At 69.7% G+C, this 23,407-nt stretch carries 19 protein-coding genes; 12 read left to right on the forward strand and 7 right to left on the reverse strand.

What is annotated here, in order from left to right:
• Positions 1 to 831, reverse strand: an 831-nt coding sequence (locus tag AB0E98_RS23580) for a M23 family metallopeptidase (RefSeq protein WP_361705796.1), incomplete at its 3' end; no start/stop codon positions are given.
• Positions 832 to 1,049: 218 nt separating this feature from the next.
• On the opposite strand from AB0E98_RS23580, the gene AB0E98_RS23585 reads away from it, so the two are divergent.
• The 3 genes from AB0E98_RS23585 to AB0E98_RS23595 all read left to right on the forward strand — a co-directional run bounded on the left by AB0E98_RS23585 (position 1,050) and on the right by AB0E98_RS23595 (position 3,023).
• Complete coding sequence (locus AB0E98_RS23585) at positions 1,050 to 1,250, forward strand: hypothetical protein (protein WP_361705798.1); 201 nt, start codon at positions 1,050 to 1,052, stop codon at positions 1,248 to 1,250.
• Positions 1,251 to 1,290: 40 nt separating this feature from the next.
• A complete protein-coding gene (locus AB0E98_RS23590; RefSeq protein WP_361705800.1) occupies positions 1,291 to 1,545 on the forward strand; it encodes a hypothetical protein in 255 nt (84 codons plus the stop codon).
• A 740-nt stretch (positions 1,546 to 2,285) separates the two neighbouring features.
• Positions 2,286 to 3,023: an alpha/beta hydrolase gene (locus AB0E98_RS23595; protein ID WP_361705988.1), complete on the forward strand. Its 738-nt coding sequence runs from the start codon at positions 2,286 to 2,288 to the stop codon at positions 3,021 to 3,023.
• A gap of 478 nt (positions 3,024 to 3,501) precedes the next feature.
• Here the strand turns inward: AB0E98_RS23595 and AB0E98_RS23600 are convergent, their stop codons facing one another.
• Positions 3,502 to 4,392 (reverse strand): TIGR03620 family F420-dependent LLM class oxidoreductase, encoded by an 891-nt coding sequence (locus AB0E98_RS23600; RefSeq protein WP_361705803.1) that lies wholly within the window; start codon positions 4,390 to 4,392, stop codon positions 3,502 to 3,504.
• A gap of 237 nt (positions 4,393 to 4,629) precedes the next feature.
• Positions 4,630 to 6,576: an amino acid transporter gene (locus tag AB0E98_RS23605; RefSeq protein WP_361705806.1), complete on the reverse strand. Its 1,947-nt coding sequence runs from the start codon at positions 6,574 to 6,576 to the stop codon at positions 4,630 to 4,632.
• A 313-nt stretch (positions 6,577 to 6,889) separates the two neighbouring features.
• Between AB0E98_RS23605 and AB0E98_RS23610 the strand changes: the two genes are divergently transcribed.
• From AB0E98_RS23610 to AB0E98_RS23640, 7 genes are all read left to right on the forward strand, one after another.
• On the forward strand, positions 6,890 to 7,768 hold the full coding sequence (locus tag AB0E98_RS23610) for a methylenetetrahydrofolate reductase (RefSeq protein WP_361705808.1): 879 nt from the start codon (positions 6,890 to 6,892) through the stop codon (positions 7,766 to 7,768).
• 544 nt (positions 7,769 to 8,312) lie between these two features.
• Positions 8,313 to 8,774, forward strand: coding sequence for a hypothetical protein (locus tag AB0E98_RS23615; RefSeq protein ID WP_361706008.1), 462 nt, complete (start codon positions 8,313 to 8,315; stop codon positions 8,772 to 8,774).
• The gene (locus AB0E98_RS23620; protein WP_361705991.1) at positions 8,698 to 9,078 is read left to right on the forward strand and encodes a glycosyltransferase; all 381 of its coding nucleotides are present in this window, start codon (positions 8,698 to 8,700) and stop codon (positions 9,076 to 9,078) included. Before AB0E98_RS23615 ends, AB0E98_RS23620 begins: the two co-directional genes overlap by 77 nt.
• 888 nt (positions 9,079 to 9,966) lie before the next feature.
• Entirely contained in the window at positions 9,967 to 10,524 is a 558-nt protein-coding gene (locus AB0E98_RS23625) for a hypothetical protein (protein ID WP_361705811.1), read from the forward strand.
• The gene (locus AB0E98_RS23630; protein WP_361705812.1) at positions 10,521 to 11,318 is read left to right on the forward strand and encodes a hypothetical protein; all 798 of its coding nucleotides are present in this window, start codon (positions 10,521 to 10,523) and stop codon (positions 11,316 to 11,318) included. The genes AB0E98_RS23625 and AB0E98_RS23630 overlap by 4 nt, the downstream gene beginning before the upstream one ends.
• Before the next feature lie 96 nt (positions 11,319 to 11,414).
• Positions 11,415 to 12,641 carry a phosphatidylserine decarboxylase gene (locus tag AB0E98_RS23635; protein ID WP_361705814.1) on the forward strand — a complete coding sequence of 409 codons (1,227 nt, stop codon included), beginning with the start codon at positions 11,415 to 11,417 and terminating at the stop codon, positions 12,639 to 12,641.
• A 501-nt stretch (positions 12,642 to 13,142) separates the two neighbouring features.
• Positions 13,143 to 13,700 (forward strand): LysM peptidoglycan-binding domain-containing protein, encoded by a 558-nt coding sequence (locus tag AB0E98_RS23640; protein ID WP_361705816.1) that lies wholly within the window; start codon positions 13,143 to 13,145, stop codon positions 13,698 to 13,700.
• Positions 13,701 to 13,787: 87 nt separating this feature from the next.
• Here the strand turns inward: AB0E98_RS23640 and AB0E98_RS23645 are convergent, their stop codons facing one another.
• The 4 genes from AB0E98_RS23645 to AB0E98_RS23660 are packed head-to-tail and all read right to left on the reverse strand — an operon-like array spanning position 13,788 to position 20,846.
• Complete coding sequence (locus AB0E98_RS23645) at positions 13,788 to 16,034, reverse strand: MMPL family transporter (protein ID WP_361705819.1); 2,247 nt, start codon at positions 16,032 to 16,034, stop codon at positions 13,788 to 13,790.
• A gap of 16 nt (positions 16,035 to 16,050) precedes the next feature.
• On the reverse strand, positions 16,051 to 17,337 hold the full coding sequence (locus AB0E98_RS23650; protein ID WP_361705820.1) for an FAD-dependent oxidoreductase: 1,287 nt from the start codon (positions 17,335 to 17,337) through the stop codon (positions 16,051 to 16,053).
• Between the two features lie 6 nt (positions 17,338 to 17,343).
• Positions 17,344 to 18,711 carry a cytochrome P450 gene (locus AB0E98_RS23655; protein ID WP_361705823.1) on the reverse strand — a complete coding sequence of 456 codons (1,368 nt, stop codon included), beginning with the start codon at positions 18,709 to 18,711 and terminating at the stop codon, positions 17,344 to 17,346.
• Complete coding sequence (locus AB0E98_RS23660) at positions 18,708 to 20,846, reverse strand: prenyltransferase/squalene oxidase repeat-containing protein (protein WP_361705824.1); 2,139 nt, start codon at positions 20,844 to 20,846, stop codon at positions 18,708 to 18,710. Before AB0E98_RS23660 ends, AB0E98_RS23655 begins: the two co-directional genes overlap by 4 nt.
• Before the next feature lie 317 nt (positions 20,847 to 21,163).
• Here AB0E98_RS23660 and AB0E98_RS23665 point away from each other — a divergent pair, with 317 nt between their 5' ends.
• A complete protein-coding gene (locus AB0E98_RS23665) occupies positions 21,164 to 22,210 on the forward strand; it encodes an NAD-dependent epimerase/dehydratase family protein (protein WP_361705827.1) in 1,047 nt (348 codons plus the stop codon).
• Complete coding sequence (locus AB0E98_RS23670; protein WP_361705830.1) at positions 22,207 to 23,379, forward strand: aromatic ring-hydroxylating dioxygenase subunit alpha; 1,173 nt, start codon at positions 22,207 to 22,209, stop codon at positions 23,377 to 23,379. Before AB0E98_RS23665 ends, AB0E98_RS23670 begins: the two co-directional genes overlap by 4 nt.
• Positions 23,380 to 23,407: the final 28 nt, after the last annotated feature.

The following is a 23,407-nucleotide window of genomic DNA, read 5'->3' on the forward strand; positions in this document are numbered from 1 at the left end:
GTTGCCGTCGGGTGAGAGTCCGAAGAGGCTGTTGCCGGTGACGGCGAAGGTCTTGGCGGGTCCGCCGACTTTGCTCCAGTTGTTGGGCCCGTTCATCTTGAACAGGTCCCCGTTGTCGGGGTTGGTGGCGAACAGGCCCGCTCCGCCCGCGTACAGTGTCCCGGCCGCCCCGCCGACTTTGTTCCACGCGGTGCCGTTGCCGGACCACTGGAACACACCGGAACGGTCCGGAGACTGGGCGAACAGGCTGCTGCCAGTGGACACACCGCAGTTCGTGCTGGTCATAGTGATCGGGTTGTCAGGGTCCATGACCAACGGCCCCCGCCCCTGAAGGACGGGGTTGACGATGTGCTGGTTGTCGGCGTCCTGGTCGCTGTCGGGGTTGTACAGCTGCTCGTAGTGCAGGTGCGGCTTGCCTTCCGATCCGACATCCCCCATGTAGCCGACCACGTCGCCGCGCTTGACCCATGTGCCGGCCTTCGCGACGCCGGTCATGTGCATGTACGTGGTGAACCATCCGCCGCCGTGCCGGATCTCCAGCCCGCCCGGCGAGAAGTTCTCGTGCACGTAGCCGTCGGCTGAGGCCAGGACGGGGCTTCCTTCCCGCATGCCCTGCCGGTACATGTCGATCTTTTTGTCGTCCGGGTTGTGACCCCGGTAGGTCTTCAGCTCGATGACGCTGTCGCAGGGGAAGGGAAGCTGGAAGTCCGGCCGTTCGGCCGCCGCATTAGCTTGTGGAGCCGGGGCGGAGGCCGAGGCGGGCGTGGGCGCGATCGGCGCGAGCAGCAGCGCCGCCGCCGCTGCCAGGAGGCCGACCCGTGTGATTCTCATGCATCTCCTTGGAATGAGATGGATCCTAAAAGGCCGTGACGAACCGACCGAAAAGGGATGGAGGTTTGACTTGGATCGCAGAATGGCGTCAGTCGTGTGGTGATTCCTGGCCTCTGCGTTCTGGGTGAACTCGTCGGCCGGCGTGGCCGCTTTCGTATGGGTGCGCGTTGCGGGTTGTCTCTGACGCGTGCGGTTCGGAGCGGTTCACGATGGTGGTCATGAGCGTCGTTCCCGACGCCACCGGCGCCCCGGGGCCCGGTGCTTCGGCCGATTTCCCGGAGGAGTCGGTGGCCTTGCGCCGGTACCGGGTACCGGCTCCGTTGCACTGGATGGTGACCGGGCCGGTGCAGGCGTCGACGGACAGCGTGGGCGGCGAGGTGGAGAAGCTGAAGTTCCTGCCGGGAACGGCGCCTGCGTGAACTCGCCCGTCCCGACATCCTCATCCTGGACGACTCCGCCATGCGCGGGCTCATCCCACCCCAGGCCTACGACCTCTACGAGCTGATCACCGAACGCGCCGGGCGCTCGCTGATCCTGCCCCCCGACCGGGCCCCGCAAGACCGGTGTCCGCTCTTCCCCACCTCCGTGGTCGCCGAGTCCCTCCTCGACCGCCTCATCAGCAACAGCCACCAGCTCTTCATGAACGGAGCCGGCTATCGGCCGAACCAGCGCCCCAGAGCAGCCGCCGGGAACACCGGGAAGAAGGCCGGGTAGTCATCAGCACCATCAACACATGCCCACGCCCGGAGAATTACTTGCTCACAGGACTGGGGAACCGACTGACGATCGACAGTCTCGATGTTCAGCGTCTCGATGATCCTGGTGACCTCCAGATCACGCAGACGGACAGAGCATCTTCAACAGGCACGGGACGCTCACCCTTGTAGGTCACTGAAAACGTTCCCAAGGGCCGACCAACGCAGCACGGGGCCATCCCATATTGCCGTCCTGGTGCCGACCGTCACTCTGGCAGCGCGGACTGAAATTCCAGTGAAGTCGGGGCCCGGCCAGTACGGCCCGCGCTGCCGCACGACGAGTGCGCCTGGACCCGAGAATCGACAGCACCGGTACACGAGATCGAGAGGCGTCGACGGCGCGTCGTGTTCGACGTTCATGAGGAACGACATCGCCCCGGCGTGCCCCGCCGTCGCAGGGCCTCGCCACGAGAAGCCGTGATGAGGCCCCACAGTGATGAGGCCCCACCGTGATGAGGCCCCAAGGAGTTCTGCGTGGTGTTCCGACTCCTTGGCATCCAGCCACGGACCTTGCGCAAAAACCTGTTTGGCGGTGCATCGCGACCACTGCTACGTTCTTCGGAGGCCGTGCGAGAGAACGAGGAGGTGGTACCCGTGAACGCAGTATCGACATGGGTGCTCCCCTCCGGGGTCACGGTCGGGCGATAGGTCGTCCGGGAGCGCCGTTCCGGTGCACTCCCGAAAGGCACGACCATGACCATGCACTTCACTTCCGAACGGCGTCTCGACGACGGTGTCCTCGAGCGCGGGTTCACACTCGGCGAGATCCCCGGCATCCTGTGGACGCCCGCACCCGCACCCGCATCCGCACCGGCGCCGCTGATCCTGCTCGGCCACCCCGGCGGACTGCACAAGATGTACCCCCGGCTGGCGGGGCGAGCCCGTCACTCTGCGGCGGAGGGCTTCGCCGCAGCCACCATCGAGCTCCCCGGGAGCGGTGAACGGCCTCGTTGGGCCGCCGCCGAGCGGGCCCGCGCCGACCTGCGCCGGGCGCTGGAGGCCGGCGAGCCGGTCGGCGACGAGATCATCGACGCGCTCATTCTCCCGCTCGCCGAGAAGGCGGTCCCGGAATGGCAGGCCGCCCTGGACGCCCTCCTTTCGCTGCCCGGGATCGACGGCCCGGTCGGGTACTCGGGGGGAGTGATCTCCATCGGGACCCGGCTGGCGGTGGTCGAGCCGCGCATCTCGGCGGCCGTTCTGTTCGCCGGGAGTTTCGTACCTCGCGCCATGTTCGAGGAGGCCCGTCAGGTCACCATTCCGCTGCACGTCCTGTTGCAGTGGGACGACGAAGGGAACGACCGGCAGGCGGCCCTGGACTTGTTCGACGCCTTCGGCTCCAGGGAGAAAACCCTGCACGCCAATCTCGGCGGGCACACCGGCGTCCCGCAGTTCGCGGGGGACGCCGCGGCCCAGTTCCTCACCCGGCACCTGAAGTGAAGCCGGGCCGTCAGGCCACCAGCGGACAGTAAGCCGCGCTGACCAGGATGCCGCTCGTCGAGGGAAGGTCCCGGCACTCCTCTGCTGCTCGTGCCGTGGGCCCCTGCCAACTCTGCGGGGGCCCACGCTGTCGTCGTCCAGGACGAGCCGGCCGCAGTCGCAGCGGCCCAGGCGCTTGGCCAGGGCGAGGGCCTCCTCCTGCGGCAGGGCGTCGGCGATCGCGGCCACAGCCACGAAGCCGAAGTCGACAGCGACCTGGAACGCCTGACGGCACGTAGCCGGGTGGGCGGCGAACGCGCCGGTCAGCGGTGCGTGAGGACGGGTGACAACTGGCGGCCGCGGTGCCCGACCGGCGATGGCGCGAGGACGCCATACAGCGTTCCACAGGCCGCCGCACGACCGGTCACCGCTGTGTCCCCCCCCACTTGGCGCAGCCCGGGCGCGAGCCGAACGAGCCGGTCTTGCCGGGCCGACGGCGTCAGGAAGAGTTCGTCTGCTTGAGGGGCTGGGCCAGGGTTCGCCACTCGGTGAGCGGAAATCCGTATGTCGCGTCGGTGACGACCTGGACTGCTACGTGGTCGGCGCCCGTGTTCAGGTGTTCGGCGATCCGGGCGGTGATCCTGTCGAGGGTGCCCCAGGCGAAGAGGGCGTCGATGAGGCGGTCGCTGCCATGCTCCACGAGGTCGTCGGCGGTGAAGCCGGAGCGCAGCCAGTTGCCGGCGTAGTTGGGCTGGGCAAGGTAAGGGGCGAGCGCCGCACGGGCCGTCGCCCGGGCCGTGCTGGGGCTCGTCTCCAGCACCACCGACACCGAGGGGGCCAGCAGTGGGCCGTCGCCGAGCAGTTCACGGGTGCGCGCGGTGTGGTCGGTGGTGGTGAGGTGCGGCTGGACACCTGCGGCGCGGGTGGCGGCCAGCCGCGCCATCCTCGGGCCGTGGGCGCCCAGAATCCGCGCCGGCCGGGGAATCGGCGCGGGAGAGCCGTCAAGGCTGTCCAGCTCGTCGAGGTAGGCGCAAAGAGATGTGTACGGGCGGTGATAGTCCTGATCGGTCTTCGGGTGGCCCACGCCGAGGCCGAGGAGCAGGCGGTTGCGTATCCGCGCCGGTAGCGCCTGGTACGTGGTGGCGAGGGCGGGAGCGGACTGATGCCAGATGGACACGCAGGCGGGGGCGACCACGGTGCGGCTCGTCGCCGAGAGCAGCTCAGCCGTCGTGATGAGATCACCGCGGGGGTTGCCGCCCGGGTTGCCGCCGAGCCAGAGCGTGCCGTAGCCCAGCTCCTCCAGCTCGGCGGCCGCCTCGTACGCCGCGCCGCGGTCCCCGTGGGTGAAGGCCAGGCTCCAGATGCCGATGCGTCCCGGGTCCAGGTTCATGACGCCTGTCTACCCGCCAGGCACTGCGGCCAAGGAGGCGGGCGAGTTCCGGTGGCCGGAACAGCGGGACAATCGCCCGAGAGGCCGCTCTTGACCAGGTGCTTCCGTGGCCATTCGATCAGCACCGAGGATGAGGAACACGTACTGACGATCACCTGGGTGCGGGCCCCGACCTCATGCGTGATAGACGCGAACCAGCGCAGGGCGGCGATTCCGGCTCGCGCGGTGGACGGTTGATCAGCCGACGTGGACGCGGGGGCGGCGGTCGCGGTCCGGTTCGGCCTCGCGCAGGATCTCGCGGGTGACCGGAGCGACCTCGCCCTGGCCGAAGAGGAAGAAGCGGACGAAGTTGGTGAAGGGGTTGCCCTCGGTCCACTCGAAGAAGACGTGGGGGCGGGTGCCGGTGAGGTCGCGGGCGTGGAGGAGGAAGGCCGCGAGGGCGTTGGGGACGGAGGAGCTCTCCATCGTGAGGACGCGGTAGCGGCCGTGCATGATCTCGCCGCGTACCGTCAGGCCGGCCTCGAACTCGGAGGGGTCGGTGACCGTGACCTCGACGAAGACGAAGTCCTCGGTGGTGGGGATGTCGTTGTCGGCCCGGATCTGTTCGATCTTCTCGCGGTATTCGGTGGTGTCGCGCTCGTCGGGTTCGTTGGCTATGAAGCGCGGCGTGCGCTGGGAGATGTCGCGAATGAACCGTTCTGCCGTCTTGTCGAGTTCCACATGCGTGACACGGAGTTCGAAGGCGCGGCCGAGGCGGGAGAGGAGGGAGACGAGGAGGATGCCGGCGGTGAAGCAGGCACCGATCTTCACACCGTCCGGGCGCTCGATCACGTTGAGGACGGTGGTGTAGAGGAAGACGGCGGATATGACGCCGAAGGCGATGGTCCAGCCGCGCTGGCCGGCCTTGCGGGCGGCGATCGTGACGGCGATGGCGGCGGAGCAGATGAGGACCAGGACACCGGTGGCGTAGGCGCCGCCCTGGGCATCGACGTCGGCGTCGAAGATCCAGGTGACGACGAAGGCGACGAGCGTGAAGACGATCACCATGGGGCGCACGGCGCGGGCCCAGTGCGGGGCCATGCCGTACTTGGGCAGGTAGCGCGGCATCAGGTTGAGCAGACCGGCCATGGCGGAGGCACCCGCGAACCACAGGATGAGGATGGTCGAGACGTCGTAGACCGTGCCGAAGGCGTTGCCCAGGTACTCGTGCGCCAGGTAGGCGAGCGCGCGGCCGCTGGCAGCGCCGCCGGACTCGAACTCCTTGTGCGGGATGAGCACGGTGGTGATGAAGCTGGTCATGATCAGGAAGACGCTCATGATGACCGCGGCGGTCGTGAGCAGCTTCTTGGTGCCGCGAATCCGCCCGGCGGGCCTGTCCTCGGTGTCGTCCGGGGCGCCCTTGACGTGCGGCATCACGGCCACGCCGGTCTCGAAGCCGGACAGGCCGAGCGCCAGCTTCGGGAAGACGATCAGCGCGACGCCGATCATGACGAAGACGTTGCCGTGCTCGGTGGTGAGGGCGGCGGTCCAGTCCGTGACGACGTGGCCTTCTGTGAGGACGTGCCACAGGCCGGTGACCACGACCACCGCGTTGAGCGCGAGGTAGACCGTGACCAGGACGACGGCGACGCCGATCGCCTCCATGAAGCCCTTGAGGAACACCGCGCCGAGCAACGCGATGAGGATCATGGTGATCAGCACCTGCTTGTTGTGCAGGGCCCCTGCCAGATTGGGGTTCTCCACCAGGTGGGTGGAGGCGTCCGCGGCCGACAGCGTGATCGTGATCAGGAAGTCGGTCGCGGCGAAGCCCAGCAGCGTGAGGACGAACAGCTTGCCCTTCCAGAAGGACAGCAACCGCGACAGCATCGCGATCGAACCCTCGCCGTGCGGGCTCTCCTCGGCCACGCGCCGGTAGACGGGCAGCGCGCCGGCCAGGGTCACGATCACGAGCACGATCGTCGCGACGGGGGAGAGGAGACCGGCGGCCAGGGCGGCGATGCCCGGCTGGTAGCCGAGGGTCGAGAAATAGTCGACACCGGTCAGGCACATCACCCGGTACCAGGGCTGGCCCTTGTGCTCGGGCGCCGGCACGGCCTGCGAAGGACGGCCCTTGCCCATGTCGGAGAGCCCCTCCAGCATCCACCCCCGCAGACGACTCGGGTGCGTGTCGGTCGGGGTGGCCATGTGTGGTGCTCCTGGTGCTCTGCTGGGGTCTGAATTCGGCCATCGTGTGGACAGCCGAGCCAGCGTAAGCAATGGATTCCTGGCCCTGCCCGGGAGTGGCGTCAGGAAAACGTCAAGATCTGGCGTGCCGGGCGTGGCCGGGTTGGGCGCGGGCACAGGGCGCTCGGCGGCTGGACCCACTGGGGGGCGCCGGAGTGTCCGGCGATGTGTCCGGTGGGGCCCCGGAGCGCCGGGGAACCGGTCGGAGGCGGGCACGGCCGGGGGCTCCTTTACCCTCTTGCAGTCGGGGTCGTCCCACGCCTTACGGAGCACGATGCATTCTCGTACCACCTCGCCCGGTGGGGCTGCCGGCCTGCTGCTCGAGGACTTCTCCCTCGAAATGACCGGCAAGGACGTACCGGCCCTCGAAGAGGCCGGGCGGCTCCTCCCCGGGGGCACGCGTGTCAACGTGACCTACCTGGGCAGCGAAGGGCTGGCGATGCGGCTCACCGCTGCCCGTGCCGTGAAGGCCCTCGGCTTCGAGCCCGTTCCGCATGTGTCGGCCCGCCGGATGCCCTCTCGCGCGGCGTTCGAGGAGTTCCTCTCCCGGCTCCGGGCGGACGGGACGTCCGGGCAGGTCTTCGCGGTGGGCGGGGACCCGGCCGTGCCGGAGGGGCCGTACGAGGACGCCCTGGCGCTGATCCGGTCGGGGCTGCTGGAGCAGTACGGTGTCCGGCGGGTCGGTGTCTGCGGCTACCCGGAGGGGCACCCGGTCATCACCGGCCCGCGGCTGTGGTCGGCGCTGGAGCAGAAGGCTGCCGCGCTCGCCGAGCGTGGCATACCCGGTCACATCATCACGCAGTTCGGTTTCGATCCCGACCCGGTCCTCGGATGGATCGAGGAAGCGCGTGAGCGCGGTATCCACCTGCCCGTCAGGGTCGGTGTGCCCGGGCCCGCAGGGGTGCGCAAGCTTCTGGGATACGCGGGCCGGTTCGGTGTCGGGACCAGCGCGGCCATCGCCCGGAAGTACGGCCTTTCCCTCACCCACCTCATGGGGACGGCCGGCCCCGACCGGTTCCTCCGCGCCCTCGCCGATGGCTACGACCCGCAGCGGCACGGCACCGTCAAGCTGCACTTCTACACCTTCGGTGGCCTGCGGGCCACCGCGGAGTGGGTGGCGGGCTTCCGCGAGGCGAGCACGCCGGCTTCGTAGCGCGCGCAGCCTCGTGGCGTGTCGGAAGGCGGCCGATGCCACCCGCACGCCGGATCGCACGCGTGGGTACCCGCCGTGTCCCCGCCGCCGAGCCGCATGGCCTGGCGGACGCGGGCCGTGGACACCTTCCTGAGCGGAGGGTGGCACGGCCGAACGGAGAATCACGAGGCTCTGCTGTCCGCGCGGCGTTTCATCCGCCTGCCGCGCAGGCAGTCTCAGGCTGATGAGCCGTTGCGTTTCTCTCTCATCGGCGGACGAGTTCGTGGCCCGGCACACCTGGGGTCATCTGATCCGGTGCGTAAGCCTCCTGCTCCGCGGCAGCCCACCCGCTGCGGATGACCTGCGCAATCGAGTGGCGGCGAGGTGGGTCTGTCTGCCGTCGCCGCAGCTCGTGGCGGCTTTCGCCCGCGAAGTCGCCCGTCTCGCCGAGAGCGTCGCGGCGTGATGGCGGCAGGAGGCGCCGGCCGGAGCGGGGCTCCGCGGGTGCTGGTGATCTCGGGCAGCATGGGAGCGGGGCACGACGGCGCCGCGCGGGAGCTCGTCCGTGGGTTCGGTCTTTCCTCCGGCCACGCAGACGCTGGGCATGCTGCGGGGGGACGGTGGGCTGGGCATCCCTGTGGTGTGCTGCCTGACCGATCCGGCTCCGAACCGACTGTGGGTGCATCCGGGCGTCGATCTGTACCTGACGGCCTTCGAAGCGACGGCGGTGGAGGCCGCGGAACGCTACGGAGTGACGATGTCGGTGGGCGGGCCGTTGGTCGCTTCCGTGTTCCGCCGGCCAGTGGACGAGACTCCGCGCCGAGCGGTGCGCGATAGGTCGGGAGTGCCACCGGGGCGGCTGATGGTGGCGGGGGCCTTGGGCTCGGGTGATGTGATGGCGAGCGTCGCCGCGGTGCGGGAGGTGCCCGGCATCGTGGCTGTGGTGCTTGGTGCTGTGCGGCCGCAACGCCCGGCTAAGGCGGAAGGCGGCGGGTCTGCCGGGCGTGGTGGCGCTGGGCTGGCGTGACGACATGCCGCAGTTGATGGCCGCGGCAGAGGTCCTGGTACACAATGCCGGAGGCCTGTCACCGACCGAGGCGCTGGTCGCCGGGTTGCCTGCGGTCAGTTACCAGGTGCTGGCGGGTCACGGCAGGCAGAACGCGGCCACTCTCGCCCGCGCGGGACTCGTGCCTTGGCCCCGCACGCCCGGGGAGCTGGCCGAGACACTGCGTCAACAGGCGTCCCGCGGCCGGACGCCCCCTCTGCCCGCGGCGTCGCCCGGGACGGCGGAGGTCATCGAAACGTTGGCTCTGCGCGGTCGCACGGGGTGACCGGGCCGCACCGCATCGGCGTCGGTCGGCGCGGGACGGTCTGATGTGGCGACCGACGTGGACCCGGCGTCCCCGCCGCCCGCCCCGACCACTTCGATCGTCAGGACCGTCGCACCCCTGGGGACGGCGTAGCCATACGTGCCGGCCCGGACGATCGTCGGCCCAGCGTGCGCGGAAGTGTCAAGGCCCGCATGCGACCAGGCACATATGGGCCGGGGAGATTCAGAAGGGATGCCCCCGGCGGCTACGGCAAAGGGGCCGGTGGCAGGCCGTACGGCCCCGGTACCGGGTGGATCGCCCTCTTCCCGTCACCCTGATGTCCGATTTGATGGCCAAGGGTTGGACCAGCCGCATCCTGCCACACAGGGGCCATGGGGACACGGAGATCATTGGCCTGATGACTTCCGTCGGCAGTATCAGGTGTCACACTCGCGCGCCCCAGAGCCACTGAAGCACTCGTTGGCATCGGCACACATTTACATTCTTCAACTGCATGCCGAAATTCGCAGGCACCGCGTCACATGTGCCACCGGCCTGCATGCTCGGAGAGGAGAAGATCAACCAGCCCTGATCGTTCAGGGCCATTTCGAATGACAGTCCACAAGGTCAAGTTCCTGTGGTGGCCTTCCCGGAGGTCACAGAATGTTGCCGGACAAACCCTCTGGCCGATTCTGTGCCGCCTTCTGAGACGGCAGGTTCCCCGCTGACGCGTCGAAACATCCACGGGTAGCTTGGCGGGATCCGGAAATCGCGCAACGACCAACGGGAAAACTTCACCCTCAGGGCGACCACAGCCTCGCTCGTGGCAAGAAGCCCGGCGTCGGTTCGGCGGCGCCGCCAGAGGACCGAGCGGTAGGGGACTACCCGGATCGAGCCGAGGAGAAGCCGATGGGAAATCCGTCCAGGTGGCGCTACGTCGTGATGGAAGGTGAGGCGAAAGCGCGCGGCGTGGCACACGGCGAGGCGCTGGCCGACCGGACCGTGGAGTCGTTGGAGCGCGCCGATTTCATGTCCAGGCAGGACACCGGCCTGCCGTTCGAGTTCTTCGTCTCGAAGGTGCATGAGGCGTTCGACCTCAAGGATGTCCACGAAGAGGTCCGGCGTGAGCTGGAGGGCATCGTCGAGGGCTGTCACAACAAGGGGCGGACCGACGTCACGTTCGACCAACTGGTGGCGCTCAACGGCGCGGAGGAGTTGATCGACTCCTGGTGGCCGTGGTACCTGGAGAAGCACCACGGTCGTGGGGCGCGGAAGCGTCGGGAGGCCCGGCCGCGGTGCTCGGCGTTCATGGCGATCGGTTCGGCGACAACCGACGGCCGGATCGTGGCCGCGCACAACTCGTGGGACCGGTTCGCCAGCGGCGACGCCTACAACGTGGTCCTGGGCATCAGGCCACCCGTGGGCAAGGGGCACCGGGTGCTGAGCAGGCCGCGCCGGGCTGGGTGACCTCGAACACGGACTGGCTGCTCACCGACGCCGGCCTGATCGTGACGGAGAGCACGATCGGGTCGTTCGACGGCGACTACAACCCCCACGGCAAGCCCGAGTTCGTGCGGTCCCGCGTCGCCACCCAGTTCGCCGACTCCATCATGGACTGGACATCCCGGTTCGCCGAGAACAACAACGCGGGCTACGTGAACACCTGGTTGTTGGGCGGCCCGTCCGGGCGATCCGACGGCGAGATCGCGATCGCCTGCTACGAGCTGGGCAGCGACCCGAAGCTGGCGCACCTGGAGTTCAAGACCGACGGGTACTTCGCCGGCTGCAACGTCGCGCAGTCCCAGGAGATCCGGCTGCGTGAGTGCAAGGACCCGATGCAGCACTACGACATCCGGGGCAACGGAGCGCGGCGTATCACCCTCGACCGGCTCATCAAGCAGGAGAAGGTGGACCTGGACCGCGCCAAACAAATCATCTCCGACCACACCGATGTCTACACCGGTGACAAGGACACCGGCAGCTCCCGATCGGTGTGCGGGCACCTCGACCGCGACGACGGCAAGTACGGCAACCACGGCCAGCCGCCGTTCTTCCCGTGGGGCGCCAACGACGGCAAGGTCCACCATGCCGGTGCCGACCCCATGAACCTGACGTTCCAGGGGATCTGGGGCAACTCCTGCAGCCAGGAGTTCAACCCGGACGCCTTCTGTGACCAATACCCGCAGTACGAGGAATTCCGCAGCCGCATGAATCCCCGCCCGCCCGGCGCGACCTGGGAGACCTTCCCGCCCGGAACGTAGTCGGCACCATCGGACGAGGTACTGCGACGGACTCCGCGGGCGCGGCCACTGCGGCCGACGGAGGGCGGGAACCCCATCGACGACAGGAGCTTGACCATGACCATCACGTACGCCTCGATCAAGGTGATCGACGAACTCAGGAAAAAACTGGACGAGGACAAGGTCTTGCGCGACCTGCTGACGGATTCGCTCACGCAGGGGTACGAGAATGCAAAGGTGAACCTCAAAGGCGCGTTGTTCGACGCGCTGGAATGGCCGCGGAATGTCCCCGACTATCTCGGCTACCTGGGCAAATTCTCCAGGTGGGCGCCGAGGCAGGACCCCGGTGAGGCCTGGTCCTCCGGTGGGAACGGGCAGCAGGAAGTCTACGACCGGCTGTGTCACTTCTACTACCTCGTCGACCAGGAGGTCGGCGGCAAGATCGTGCAGAACGATACGTGGTTCAAGGACTGGCTGGTTCGATACGCCGACGCGTGGGGGAGCTTCCTCGACACGACGGCGTCGTTCAGCGAAGAGCAACTCGTGTCGTTCAAACTCGCGCCGCGCTACCGCGTTGAGGACTCGATGGTCGGCGACAAGCCCAACGAGCCGAGCGGCTGGCTCACCTTCAACCAGTTCTTCGCCCGCGAGCTCAACCCCGGCCTGCGGCCGATCACCGACCCGACGGACAACCGCACGGTGGCCATGCCCGCCGACTGCGTCTACAAGATGCGGTACCCCATCAAGGAAGACTCCAGCATCGACCCGACCGCCGGTCCGTTACGACTCAAGCTCACTCACGAAGTCACCTCGATCCCGCAACTCCTCAGTGATCGAAGCGCGTACGGCGAAAGCTTCGCGGGCGGCACGTTCGTGCACTACTTCCTCACTCCGTACTCGTACCACCGCTTCCACACCCCCGTGGCCGGGGAAGTGAAGGAGTGCTTCCCCATCCAGGGAAAGGTGTACCTGGACGTCACCATCGACGGCAACGGGCAGTTCGACGCCCCGGACAGCAGCGCCGACGGCTACGAATTCACCCAGGCACGTGGAGTCATCGTGATCGACACCGCCGACTCCCCGTACGGTGACGTCGGGCTGGTCGCGGTCGTCCCGGTGGGCATGGCACAGGTCTCTTCGGTCCACATGACGATGACCAAGCCTTCCCAGGCACCGAAGGATGCCCAGGTGCCGAAGGGCGAAGAGTTCGGCTACTTCCTCTTCGGCGGCTCCGACATCATCCTCCTGTTCCAGAAGGACAAGGCGCCGAACATCAACACGGACGACGGGTACCGCCACTACGGCACTTCGGTCGACGGACCCCCGTCCCTGACGGAGCTCTGACCCCGATCATCCATGAGGGTCCGTCAGCTTGTTGGCGGACCCTTCGTGGTGGGTGCTGACGGGGATTTCCCGATTCCGGGCAGATGGGCGCCCGGCTGACGCGTCGGGTATGTGCCGGGTTCCACGGTTCCGGTGGGCTGGTGCTGCTCGCCCCGGTCTCCGCTCCCGGCCAGAACATGACACCGCATGTCCAAGTCGGACTCGCAGGTCGGAGGCTTCCCCCGCGCGGAGCCCTCTCTGGGCAGCCCAGGGCCGTGCCCTTCGGCCAGTGCGTCGCAGACGCGGACCATCCGTAGGCCGTCACTCATTTGGAGCACATGCGCATCCCTGCCGCATGTCCGCTGCCCGCCATGTGAAGAGTTAGGGCATCCGCAGAAGGAGGCCTGCGGGGCACCTCGGACGAGCAGTAGCGTTCGCGGTCGGTAGCGAATGCGGTCGGCCGTCGATGCGTGAACCGAAGATGTACGACGAAGCGAATCCCCTTTTCCGGAAGGAGCATCCATGGGTGACACGCTGCACGTGGGCGATGAACTCGGTCTCGGTCAATCCCTGCAAGGCGGTGCCTACACCCTGACGCTGCAGAACGACGGCAATCTGGTGCTCTCCGAGCCGGGCGGCGTGGTGTGGGCGACCGACACCCACGAGAAGGGGGTCCAGCGGGCCGTACTCCAGGAGGACGGCAACTTCGTGCTCTACACCGGCGACGGCGCGGTGTGGGCCACCGACACCAACGGCATGGACGCCGACCGGCTGGTCGTGCAGGCCGACCGCAACGTGGTGCTGTACGGCAAGGACGACAGCCCGCTGTGGGCGTCGGACACCAACACCGACGACCCGCTCGCCGTCGAGGAACCGTTCGCGGCGGCCGCGGTTGACGACGAGGTCCCCTCGCCGCCACCACCCACCGTCCAGACCTACACTGTCGAAGCCGGCGACACCCTGTGGGCCATTGCCGAACGCTTCTACGGCGACGGCAACCGCTACGCCGAGATCGCCGCCGCCAGCGGCATCGACAACCCGGACGTGGTGGACGTCGGCCAGGTGCTGACGATTCCGTGATCTCGGCCGCAACGGCGAGAAGGGCTCCGATGCCGAGCGTCGGCGGATGGGCGGCGACGCGGTTTTCGGTCACCTCCTCCGCCGCCGTCAGGCCGTGGCATCGCCTCGGGCCCCGCCGCGCGCCTGACGTCGCCGTCCCCAGGCCCCCGGCAACCACCAGTTCGCCTTGCCCGCCAGCGTCATCAGGCCGGGAACCAGAGCCCCTCGCACCACCACGGCGTCCACCAGGACAGCCAGAGCCAGTCCCGACCCGGTCAGTTTGAGCGAGGTGACCTGAGAGGTCGCCGGTCCGGCCATGGCGGTCGCGAAGACGAGCGACGCCGCCGTGACGAGCCGGCCTGTCTTCCGCATCCCCGCGACGACGGCCGAGGTGTTGTCACCTGACGCGAGGTACTCCTCCTTGACGCGGGCGACGATGAAGACCTCGTAGTCCACCGACAGCGCGTAAGCGGTCGCCAGCAGGAAGACCGTCGTCGTGTCGGAGAGGTGCCCGGCGACGTGGAAGTCACCTACGACACCCCGCAGATGACCGTCCTGGAATACGTACACCAGAAAGCCGAGCGTTGCCGCCAGGCTCGCCACCGCCACGGCCACGGCCTTGAACGGCACCAGCAGGCTGCGTGTGAAGAGCGCCATGAGCACGAACGTCGCGGCCGCGACGAGCCCGCAGCACCACGGCAGAGCCCGCCGGATGGCGGACCGGGCGTCCACCGCCTCCGCCGCCTCCCCGGCGACAAGGACACGACCGTGGGCGGGAAGAGTACGCAGCCGCCGTACCAAGGCCGCCGATTCCGCCGTACCGGAAGGAGAACGTGACGTGACGATCAGCACCGGGCCGCCCGGTGAATCCGGGGGTGCGTCCGACGGTCCCGGCGCCTCGGTCTTCGTGCCGTCGCGGTACTGACCGGTGAAGGTGCGGACGGCGGCCGTCTGCGGCAGCGCCGACACGGCGCGGGCGTATCCCTCGACGTCCTCGCGCGGTGTGCCCTTCCGAAGTCCGACGATCAGTTCCCGTTCCGGTGCCGAGGCGAAACCCTGACGGATCATCACCGCTGTCGTACGGCCCCTGGCATGCGGCGGGAGATTGTCCACGTCGGTCGGCCCCAGGGCGACGTGCCATGCGGGCAGGGACATCGCGGCCAGTACGCAGGTGGCGGCGAGTACCGCCACGGCGGGCCGCCGGGTGACGGCCAGGGTCACCCGGCGCAGGGCCGGGCTTCCCTCGGGGCCGGAAGCGCTGGGCCCGCGGAGGCGGGCGAACAGGTCCAGCCGGTCGACGTTCCCTCCGAGCAGCGCCAGCAGAGCCGGTACCACGATCACGGAAGCCGCCGCCGAGAACACCACCACGGCGATGGCGGCCCAGGCGGCCGAGCGCAGGAACACGAAAGGAAAGAGCAGCAAGGCGGAGAGCGAGGACAGCACGATGCTCGCCGAGACGACGACCGCACGGCCCGCGGTGCGGACGCTGCGCCCGATGGCCTCCTGCGGGGTCGCGCCGGTCGCGGCTTCCTCACGGAAGCGAGCGACCACCAGGATGCCGTAGTCCACCGCCAGGCCGAGCCCCAGGGCGGTGGCGATGTTCGAGGAGTACACCGAGACCGCCATGGCGGAGCTCAGCAGCCGCATGAAGGCCAGGGTTCCCGCCGTGGCGACCAGGGCGCTGACGACCGGCAGCAGCGCCGCGACGAGGGAACGGAAGACGAACAGGAGAATGAGGGCGCAGGCCGGCGCGGAGATCAGCTCCGCCCTCAGCAGGTCGGCACGGTTGTCCTCAAGGGACTCGGCACGGATCCATGCCGGTCCGGTCGGCCTGATCGTCACCGGCCCGCGGTGTTCGCCGAGGGTGGCGACCAGTCGTTGGGCGGTCTTCGAGCCGAGCACTTCGTCACCGGTCAGGTCGGCGGTGACCAGCGCCGATCGCCCGTCGCGGGAGATCAGACCGGGACCGTGCGTGCTCCAGTACGAGGACACGGCCCCGACACCCGGTGTCCGCCGGACGTCCTCCTCCACCGCGCGGCCCGCCGCCGCGACCTCCGGGGAGCGTACGTCCGAGGTGGCGCTCAGCAGCAGTACCAGGTCGGGGGCGGAGACGCCGTAGCGCTTGCCGAGCACGGCGGCGTCCCGGACGGCGGGCGATCCGGACGGGACCGCCCCGGAGAGGCTGAGCCGGTCCAGACCGCCCGCGCCGAACACACCCATCGCCACGGTGGCGATGGCGCACGCGGCCAGGGTCGGACGAGCGCTGTGCCAGGGCCGCCACCGGACGACGGCTCGGAGGAGACGGAGGCCGCCCCGGGCCGCCGTGTTGCCGTGAACGCTGTACCGACGACGCACGGGCGCATCCTCCTCGTCACCTGCCCCAGCCGTGACCCGGTGGGCGACTCATCCATCGCAGCCAGCTGAGGTAGTCCCCGCACGCACGCACGGATGTGGGCCATGACGTACGGCACCGGCCCGTCACCAGCTGTTCGTGCAGCGCGTGACGGGCGACGTGCAGGACGGCGCCTGTCAGACAGAGGGGACCGAGTTCTTCCGCGCACAGCAGCCGCATCATGCGTTCGCGTTCGTCGCCGCTGGCGCGCAGGACCGCGTACATGCTGCGGCGCAGGTCCCCGGTGGGCCGGCCCGGGTCGCAGAAGAGGCGGTGCATGGCGGCGGCGAGGTGTTCGTGTGCCCGCACGGCCGCCCGGCGGCGCCGGCCGTGAGCGGCGACGTCCTCGGTACGGGCGAGACATTCGGCGTCGCGCAGGCCGATGGTCAGCCCGGAGGCGGTGAGCGGGTGACACGTGCCGACCGCGTCACCGACCAGGGCGTAGGGCCCACGACCGTGGAAGGCGCGCAGCCGGACCCGGTTGGCGGCCCACTGCACCGTCTTCCGCTCCACCGCCCTGCACAGGGGCCCGGCCAGGGCGGTGGGGAGGAACCGGGAGTAGCCGCGCCGTATGTAGGACGGCAGGTCCGCGGAGCGCGGGGAGGACAAGGGGACGTCGATGGTCACCCGGACGGTGTCGTCGTCCAGTCGGTAGGCCAGTACGGGGCCCGGGCCGCCCGCGAAGAGGTGACCGTATCCCTCCGTGGGGAGGGCGAGACCGCGCAGCAGTACGCCGGCCGTGCGCGAGACGGTCGTCGCCGGGGCGGCGTAGTGGATCGCGCGCCGCACCATGGAGGACTGCCCGTCGCCGCCGATGACGCGCCATACGCGGATGTGCCGTTCGGGGCCGCCGTCCCGGGTGTAGACGACCGTGGTGCGCCGGATGGAGGTGACGCGCGCTCCGAGTGCGAGGGTGATCGCGGGGTGGTCCGCCGCGACCGCCCGGAGGGCGGCGACCAGCTCGCGGTGGCGCACGGTGGCGGCCCGGCCGCCGCGCGGGCAGGCCAGCGTGATCGGTGGGCTGTCGTCCTCCGGGTGGAGGACGAAACCCAGGGCGGGGAGGGAGAGGGGTGCGGGCATGCCGACCCCGAGCCTGCGCAGCACCGCGACTCCACCGGGGTGGATCCACTCCCCGGCCAGCCGGACGGGCGGCCGGTGCGAGGACTCCAGGAGCAGGACGCGGTGGCCGGCACGGGCGTGGGCGAGCGCGGCGGCGCAGCCGGCCGGGCCCGCACCGATGACGGCGACGTCACACGGCGTGTTCATCGGTGGTCATCGATTCCGGCGGCGGTAGCGCACCGTGCACGGCTGCCGGGGCCGGTGCCGCATGGCGGTGCGGGCCTCGCGAACGTCGGGGTCGGCGAGTTCGAGGTCGAAGGCGCGCAGGAGGACACTCCAGATGACCTTCATCATTTGCTGGGCGAAGGTCATGCCCAGGCAGGGGTGCCGGCCTCCGCTGAAACCGATCAAGGCATAGGGCGTGTTGCCGTGTTCCATGCGACCCGGAAGGTACCGGTCGGGATCGAACGTCCCGGGGTCGCGGAACACGCCGGGCAGGCGGTGCGACGCTCCCGCCGAGACACACAGCATATGGCCGCGTGGTACCCGGTAGCCGTGGACGCACAAATCTCGTGCGGCCGTGCGTGCGAGCAGCCAGACCGCCGGGTGGAGGCGTTCGGCCTCCAGGAGACAGTGGTCCAGGCGCTCCAGTTCGTGCAGTGGTGAAAGAGTGGTCGGTGGGTAGTCCGTGAAGGCCGCTTCCTGTTCCGCGCGCAGGACGGGGAGCCACTGGGGGTGCTGGAGCAGGAGGACTCCCGCCCAGGCGGCGTGGACCGGGGTGGAGGCCGCGGCGAACAGCCAGCCGAGCATGAGGGCGGCCGCGGTGTCCTCGTCCAGGGAACGGCCGTCCGGCCCCACCGCACTCATGAGCTCCTCGAAATGGCTGCGTTCGGCGCCCTCGGGGCGGTCGCGGGGAGCGATCTCCTTGATGGCCCGGGTGAGGGTCTCTCGTGCGCGGTCGGCCCGGCGGTGGTGGGGCAGGAGGGCACGGGAGCCGATCACGAAGGACATGAAGAAGGCGGACTCCAGCTGGTTCATCAGTGCGGGGAGGGCCGGTCCGAGCGTACGGCCGAACCGTGGTCCGATCAGGCAGTGGGCGGTGATGTGTGTGGTCAGATCGTGCATCACCGCCATGAGTTCGAACGTGCCGCTCGCCCGCCACGGGGCGATGTACCGCTCGACCTGATCGAACATGACCGGGGCGTGCCGGGCCAGGGCGTCCCGTCGGAGATGGGGCAGCAGCAGGGAGTCGTGCCATGTCCTGACGTCCTCGGGGACGTTGAAGACCACCCCCGGGCCCAACAGGGGAGTCACGAGCGGTTCGTAGACGGGGCGACGGTCCGCTTCGGAGTCGTCCAGGCCCAGGACCGCGGCGTTGGCCCGTGGACCGCAGAACGACGCCACCCGCCGGCCCGGTAGCGAGAAGGTCACGGCTTCACCCTGCCTGCTGTGGGCGCGCAACAGAAAACCCACAGGGTCCCGGACGAAGGGGGCCGCGTGCCCGATCACCGGCAACCCGCCCTCGACAGCGGGGAGTTCCCGCCCTCCGGGCGAGGAGGTGGTCTGCGCTCGGGTGGTCATGTCGTCCCTCCGGGGCCTTCGGTCGCGATCCGGGCGGCGGGGGTGGCAGGAGCGGGCGGGGCGACGGCCCGCAGGTAGCGGCCCACGGCCATGGCCGGGAAGTACACCGGATAGAGGCGGTAGACGAGCATCATCGTGGTGAAGAAGACGCCGTTGACGTGGCCGCCGGCCCAGGAGCCGTCCGCCTGCTGGTGGGCGCACAGCCAGCGGACGCCGTCCTCGACGACGGGGTGCCGGGGCCCGAGCGTGTCGAGCCCGGCCAGGACCGCCCAGGCGGTCATCTCGGGCAGACCGCTGTCCAGTGGGAGGTAACGGCGGCCGAGGCAGCTCCGCCAGTCCTCGCCCCAACCGCCGTCCTTGAGCTGGGACTCCCGCAGCCAGCGGGCCAGCGAGACGAGCGCCGGGTCGTCGGACGGAACCCCCACGGCACGCAGCCCGCGGGCGGCGTGGAAGGCGGCGTAGGTGTAGTTGATGCCCCACGTTCCGCTGAAGGACCCGTCGTCGTTCTGGGACGCGCGGATGTAGGCGACGCCTCGCGCGATCGCCTTTCGGGCACGGCGGCGCGCGGCCGGTTCCAGCAGGGGCGCCATGTGGCCCAGGGCCGTGAGGACGGAGCCGGTGCATTCGACCGAGGAGGCGTCGACCATGCACCCGGCGAACATCTCCGTCGGGTTGAGCGCTTCCATCCAGCCGCCGGCACGTCGGCGGTCGAGGGTGCCGAACCCGCCGTCGCGGTTCTGCCGGTCCAGCATGACGTCCATCGCGCCGTGCAGAGCCCGCCGGTCGAGACGGGCGGTCGCGGGCATCCGGTGACCGCCGGGGCCGGTCGCGTCCTGCGCTCGCAACAGGGCGCTCACGGCTTCGGCCGTGCAGTCGCTGACGGGCCAGCGGCTGTGGCCGTCGGAGAACGCCCAGCCGTATCGGACGGTGCGCAGGGGCGGCACGCGTCCGGTGTACGTGGTGATCTGCGCCTCGCGCAGGAAGGCGTGCGCCCGGCCGATCGCCGGGCCCAGCCGGCGGTCCGCTCCGAGGCCTGTGCGGGCGTCCGCTCCGAGGTCCGTACGGGCGGCGCCTCCCGGCAGGAGCGCTTCCACGGCGTAGGAGGTGTCCCACACGACGGAACGGTCCCCGCAGACGCGCAGGCCGCGCTCGTCGTCCTGCCAGCACCAGTAGCGCAGGCGGGCGACGGCGCCGTCCAGCAAGGGGTGGCGCCGGTTCCGGGCGAACAGCACCAGGCACTCCACCAGGGCGTTCACCGAGGACAGGCCGTGGTGCGGCGAGGCGTGCTGCTCGTCGACGACGGCCCGGTGACAGCGCTCCAGCGCGGCGCGGCGCAGGCGGCGGCTGTGCACCCGCTCCCAGCCGCGCAAGCACCCCTGTAGCACCCGCAGGGCGCGGCCTCCGGTGACGTACACGTCCGTGCCGTGACCAGGGCGGACGCCGGCTCCCGGACCCGGACCCGGACCCGGGCTCGGGCTCGGGCTCGGGCCGAGGCCGGGGAACAGCTCGCCGCGGAGGTCGTCGGCCACGGGACCCAGGTCCGCGCGGAACTTCGCGCCGTACAGGTAGGCCATGGCCTGGTAGAGCATCCGGGTCCAGCCCAGCAGTCGTTCGGGGTGCAAGGGCGCCCACCTGGGGAGGAGCATCACCTCAGGGGGAACCGGCGCCACCTGCCGGTAGGGCACCAGGCCCAGCACCGCGAGCCAGAAGAACCCCCACTGCGGAACGGCGTGGACACCGCCCGGCTGTGCGTGGATCCACTTCCTGGCATCTGCGGCGAGGGGGTCACGGGGGTCGGTTCCGAGCAGGCGCAGGGCCACGTAGGCCAGCGTCGTGGCGTACGCCGACGGCGGCGCCTGCGGGTGCATGCCCCAACTTCCCTCAGGCGTACGGGTCGTGCGGAAGCACTGGAGGATCGCCTGCCGTGTGGGCTCGTCCGGACCGCGTTCCAGGATGTGCAGGACGATGACGTACTGGGAGAGGATCATGGTGCTCCACTCCATCTCGCCCTCCCACGCACCGCTTTCGTGCTGGAGGCCGAGCAGGCGCGCGCAAGCGGCGTGGTACGCGCGGTGCGCACCGGACACCGGTGTGAAGGCCGGGGATCCGCCGGTGGTGGTGTCGGGCGTCGCCATGTGTCGTCATCCTCCTTCGGGATTTCGGACTTTCGGGACTTCAGGCTTTCGGTCGGATCCTTCCTTCGGCCTCTGATCGATATGCTGCGCAAGCGAAGCAGAAGCGGAACACCTTATAAAACCGACGATTACATCTTCGGATGATCCGACTCGGGGCATGGACGGATTTCGTACGCCGCCTCCGAGTATCCCGTGCGACCCCTGGCGCGAGAATTTCGGCCGCCGGACGGGGAAGCCTTCCCGGGCTGACAACAGGCGACGGGACGCTCATTCCCCGTACGTACTGAAAACGGTGGGGGAGGAGGGCCGTGATTCTGGTGACTGGAGCAAGCGGGCATCTCGGCGCCAACCTTGTGCGACGCCTACTCGCCAATGGCCATGAAGTCCGGGCCTTGGTGGCACCCCCTGGACCGGACGTCGAGGCGCTGGCCGGACTCCCCGTCCGCCGGACGGTCGGCGATCTACGGGATCCGGCGGCGGTCGCGGCCGCCGTAAAAGGCTGCGAGAGCGTCTACCACTGCGCGGCGCGCATCTCGACAACGGCACGCGGGCATCGCGCGATTCACGCGGTCAATGTGCTGGGCACGCGCAACGTACTGGAAGCGGCGCGGCGGCACGGCGTGCGCCGGGTCGTGGTGACCGGGTCGTTCAGCGCCACGGGCTCGTCCCCGGGGCGGGCCAGCACGGAGCGCGACCTGCACTACCCGTTCGGCGCCCACACCCCGTACACACGCAGCAAGGTGCTGGTGGAGCACGAATGCTGTAAAGCCGCGGCCCAGGGCCTCCATGTGGTGGTCGCGGTATCGACGGCGATCATCGGCCCGCACGACTACGGCCCGTCCCGGATGGGGCGCGTGCTCCTCGACTTCGCGCACGGACGGCTGCACGCCTACATCCCCGGCGGCTTCGAGTTCGTCTCCGTCCAGGACCTCGTACAGGGCCACTTGCTGGCCATGGAACGCGGCCTGTCGGGACACAAGTACCTGCTGTCCACCGAGTTCCGCACGGTCGACCAGATGATGGACCTCTACGCACGGGCCACCGGACGTCCCAAGCCGCGCCTGCGGATGCCCGCGCCGGCCATGGGGGCGCTGGCCCGGCTCGCCGAGGGACCGCGGTCGGTACTCACACCGCACCGGGAGGCGCGCTTCACTCCGGCGGCCGTCCGCTTCCTGCGCTCCGAGCGGCGGGCGGACTGTTCCCTCAGCCGCGACGTCCTGGGCTACCGCCCCACGGACATCGCCACCGCCGTCGACCAGGCCTACCGCTGCTTCGCGGACCGCGGGCTGGTGGAACGGCGCGGGGCGGCGATGCCCGCGCCCCGTCCCAACGGGCGGCGCGGGCGTGTCGTGGAGCCGTCGTGACCGGCGACCCCAGGCGGGCCCGGACGGGGCGCCCTCTCCCTCCCGGCCCCGCGACGTTCGCCGAGGCGCGCGGCAAGCGGGCCAGGGTGCGGGCCGCCGGCATGGATCCCGACTACTGGTACGCCGTCGCCCACGAGAGCGAACTGCCCCGCGGAAAGACCCTGGCCACCCGTTTCTGGGGCCACCCCATCGTGGTCTACCGCGGTGCGGACGGCAGCCTCCACGCCCTGGAGGACCGCTGCGCGCACCGGCAGCTGAGGCTCTCCGGCGGAGAGGTCAACGGCTGCCATCTGACCTGCACCTACCACGGCTGGACCTACGACGGCGAGGGCAACGTCGTGCACTACGCCCATGACCTCTTCGGCCGCGCCCGGCCCGAGGTCAGGGTGCCCGCCTACCCGGTGACCACCCGGCACGGCCTGATCTGGATCTTCCCCGGCGACCCGGCCCTGGCCGGCGCGCGGACGATCCCGGCCATCCCGGAACTGTCGGGAAGCAGGCCGTGGGCCCGGCTGGACGCCGTGTACACCTGGCAGGCCCACCACTCGATGATCATCGACAACGTCAGCGACTTCACCCACAGCTATCTCCACCGCCGCTACCGTCCGTTCTGGGACGCCAAGCTCACCCGCCACGAGCTGATCGAGGACCGGGTGGAGCTGTCGTACGAGACCCGCGTGGGCGGCGGCCGCCTCACCTCAGGTTTCGTGGACCGGAGCCGGGTGGACACCACGTCCATCGAGCTCGCCTTCGACTATCCCTACCAGCGCTCCGACACAGGGGGGTCGATCAAGCACTGGTGCTTCGTGCTGCCGATGGACCGGCGCACCAGCCGGGTCTTCTTCGTCTTCTACTTCGACGCCGTGACGATCCCCGGCACCCGGTGGACGCTGCCCCGCCGACTGCTGCCGCATTTCATGCGCGTGGCCGGCGCGCTCGTGGTCAAACCGCTGCTGTGCGAGGACGGCGCGGCCGTCGAGGCGGAACAGCTCGGCTACGAGACCCATTACGCCGCCCCGATCGTCGAACTCAACCCCGCGGTCGGCCTCTTCCAGGACCTGACCATCCGCAAATGGGAGGAGTTCCTCGACCGTGACCGAGCACGCCCCCACCCCTCCGGCATCGCCACCGCCGACGGGCGCGTCATCCCTCCACCCCGCGGTGGCTGACGCCCGCGCCCGCAACGGCCCGCCGCGG

This window comes from Streptomyces sp. NPDC037389, assembly GCF_040636475.1.
Taxonomy (GTDB): domain Bacteria; phylum Actinomycetota; class Actinomycetes; order Streptomycetales; family Streptomycetaceae; genus Streptomyces; species Streptomyces hesseae.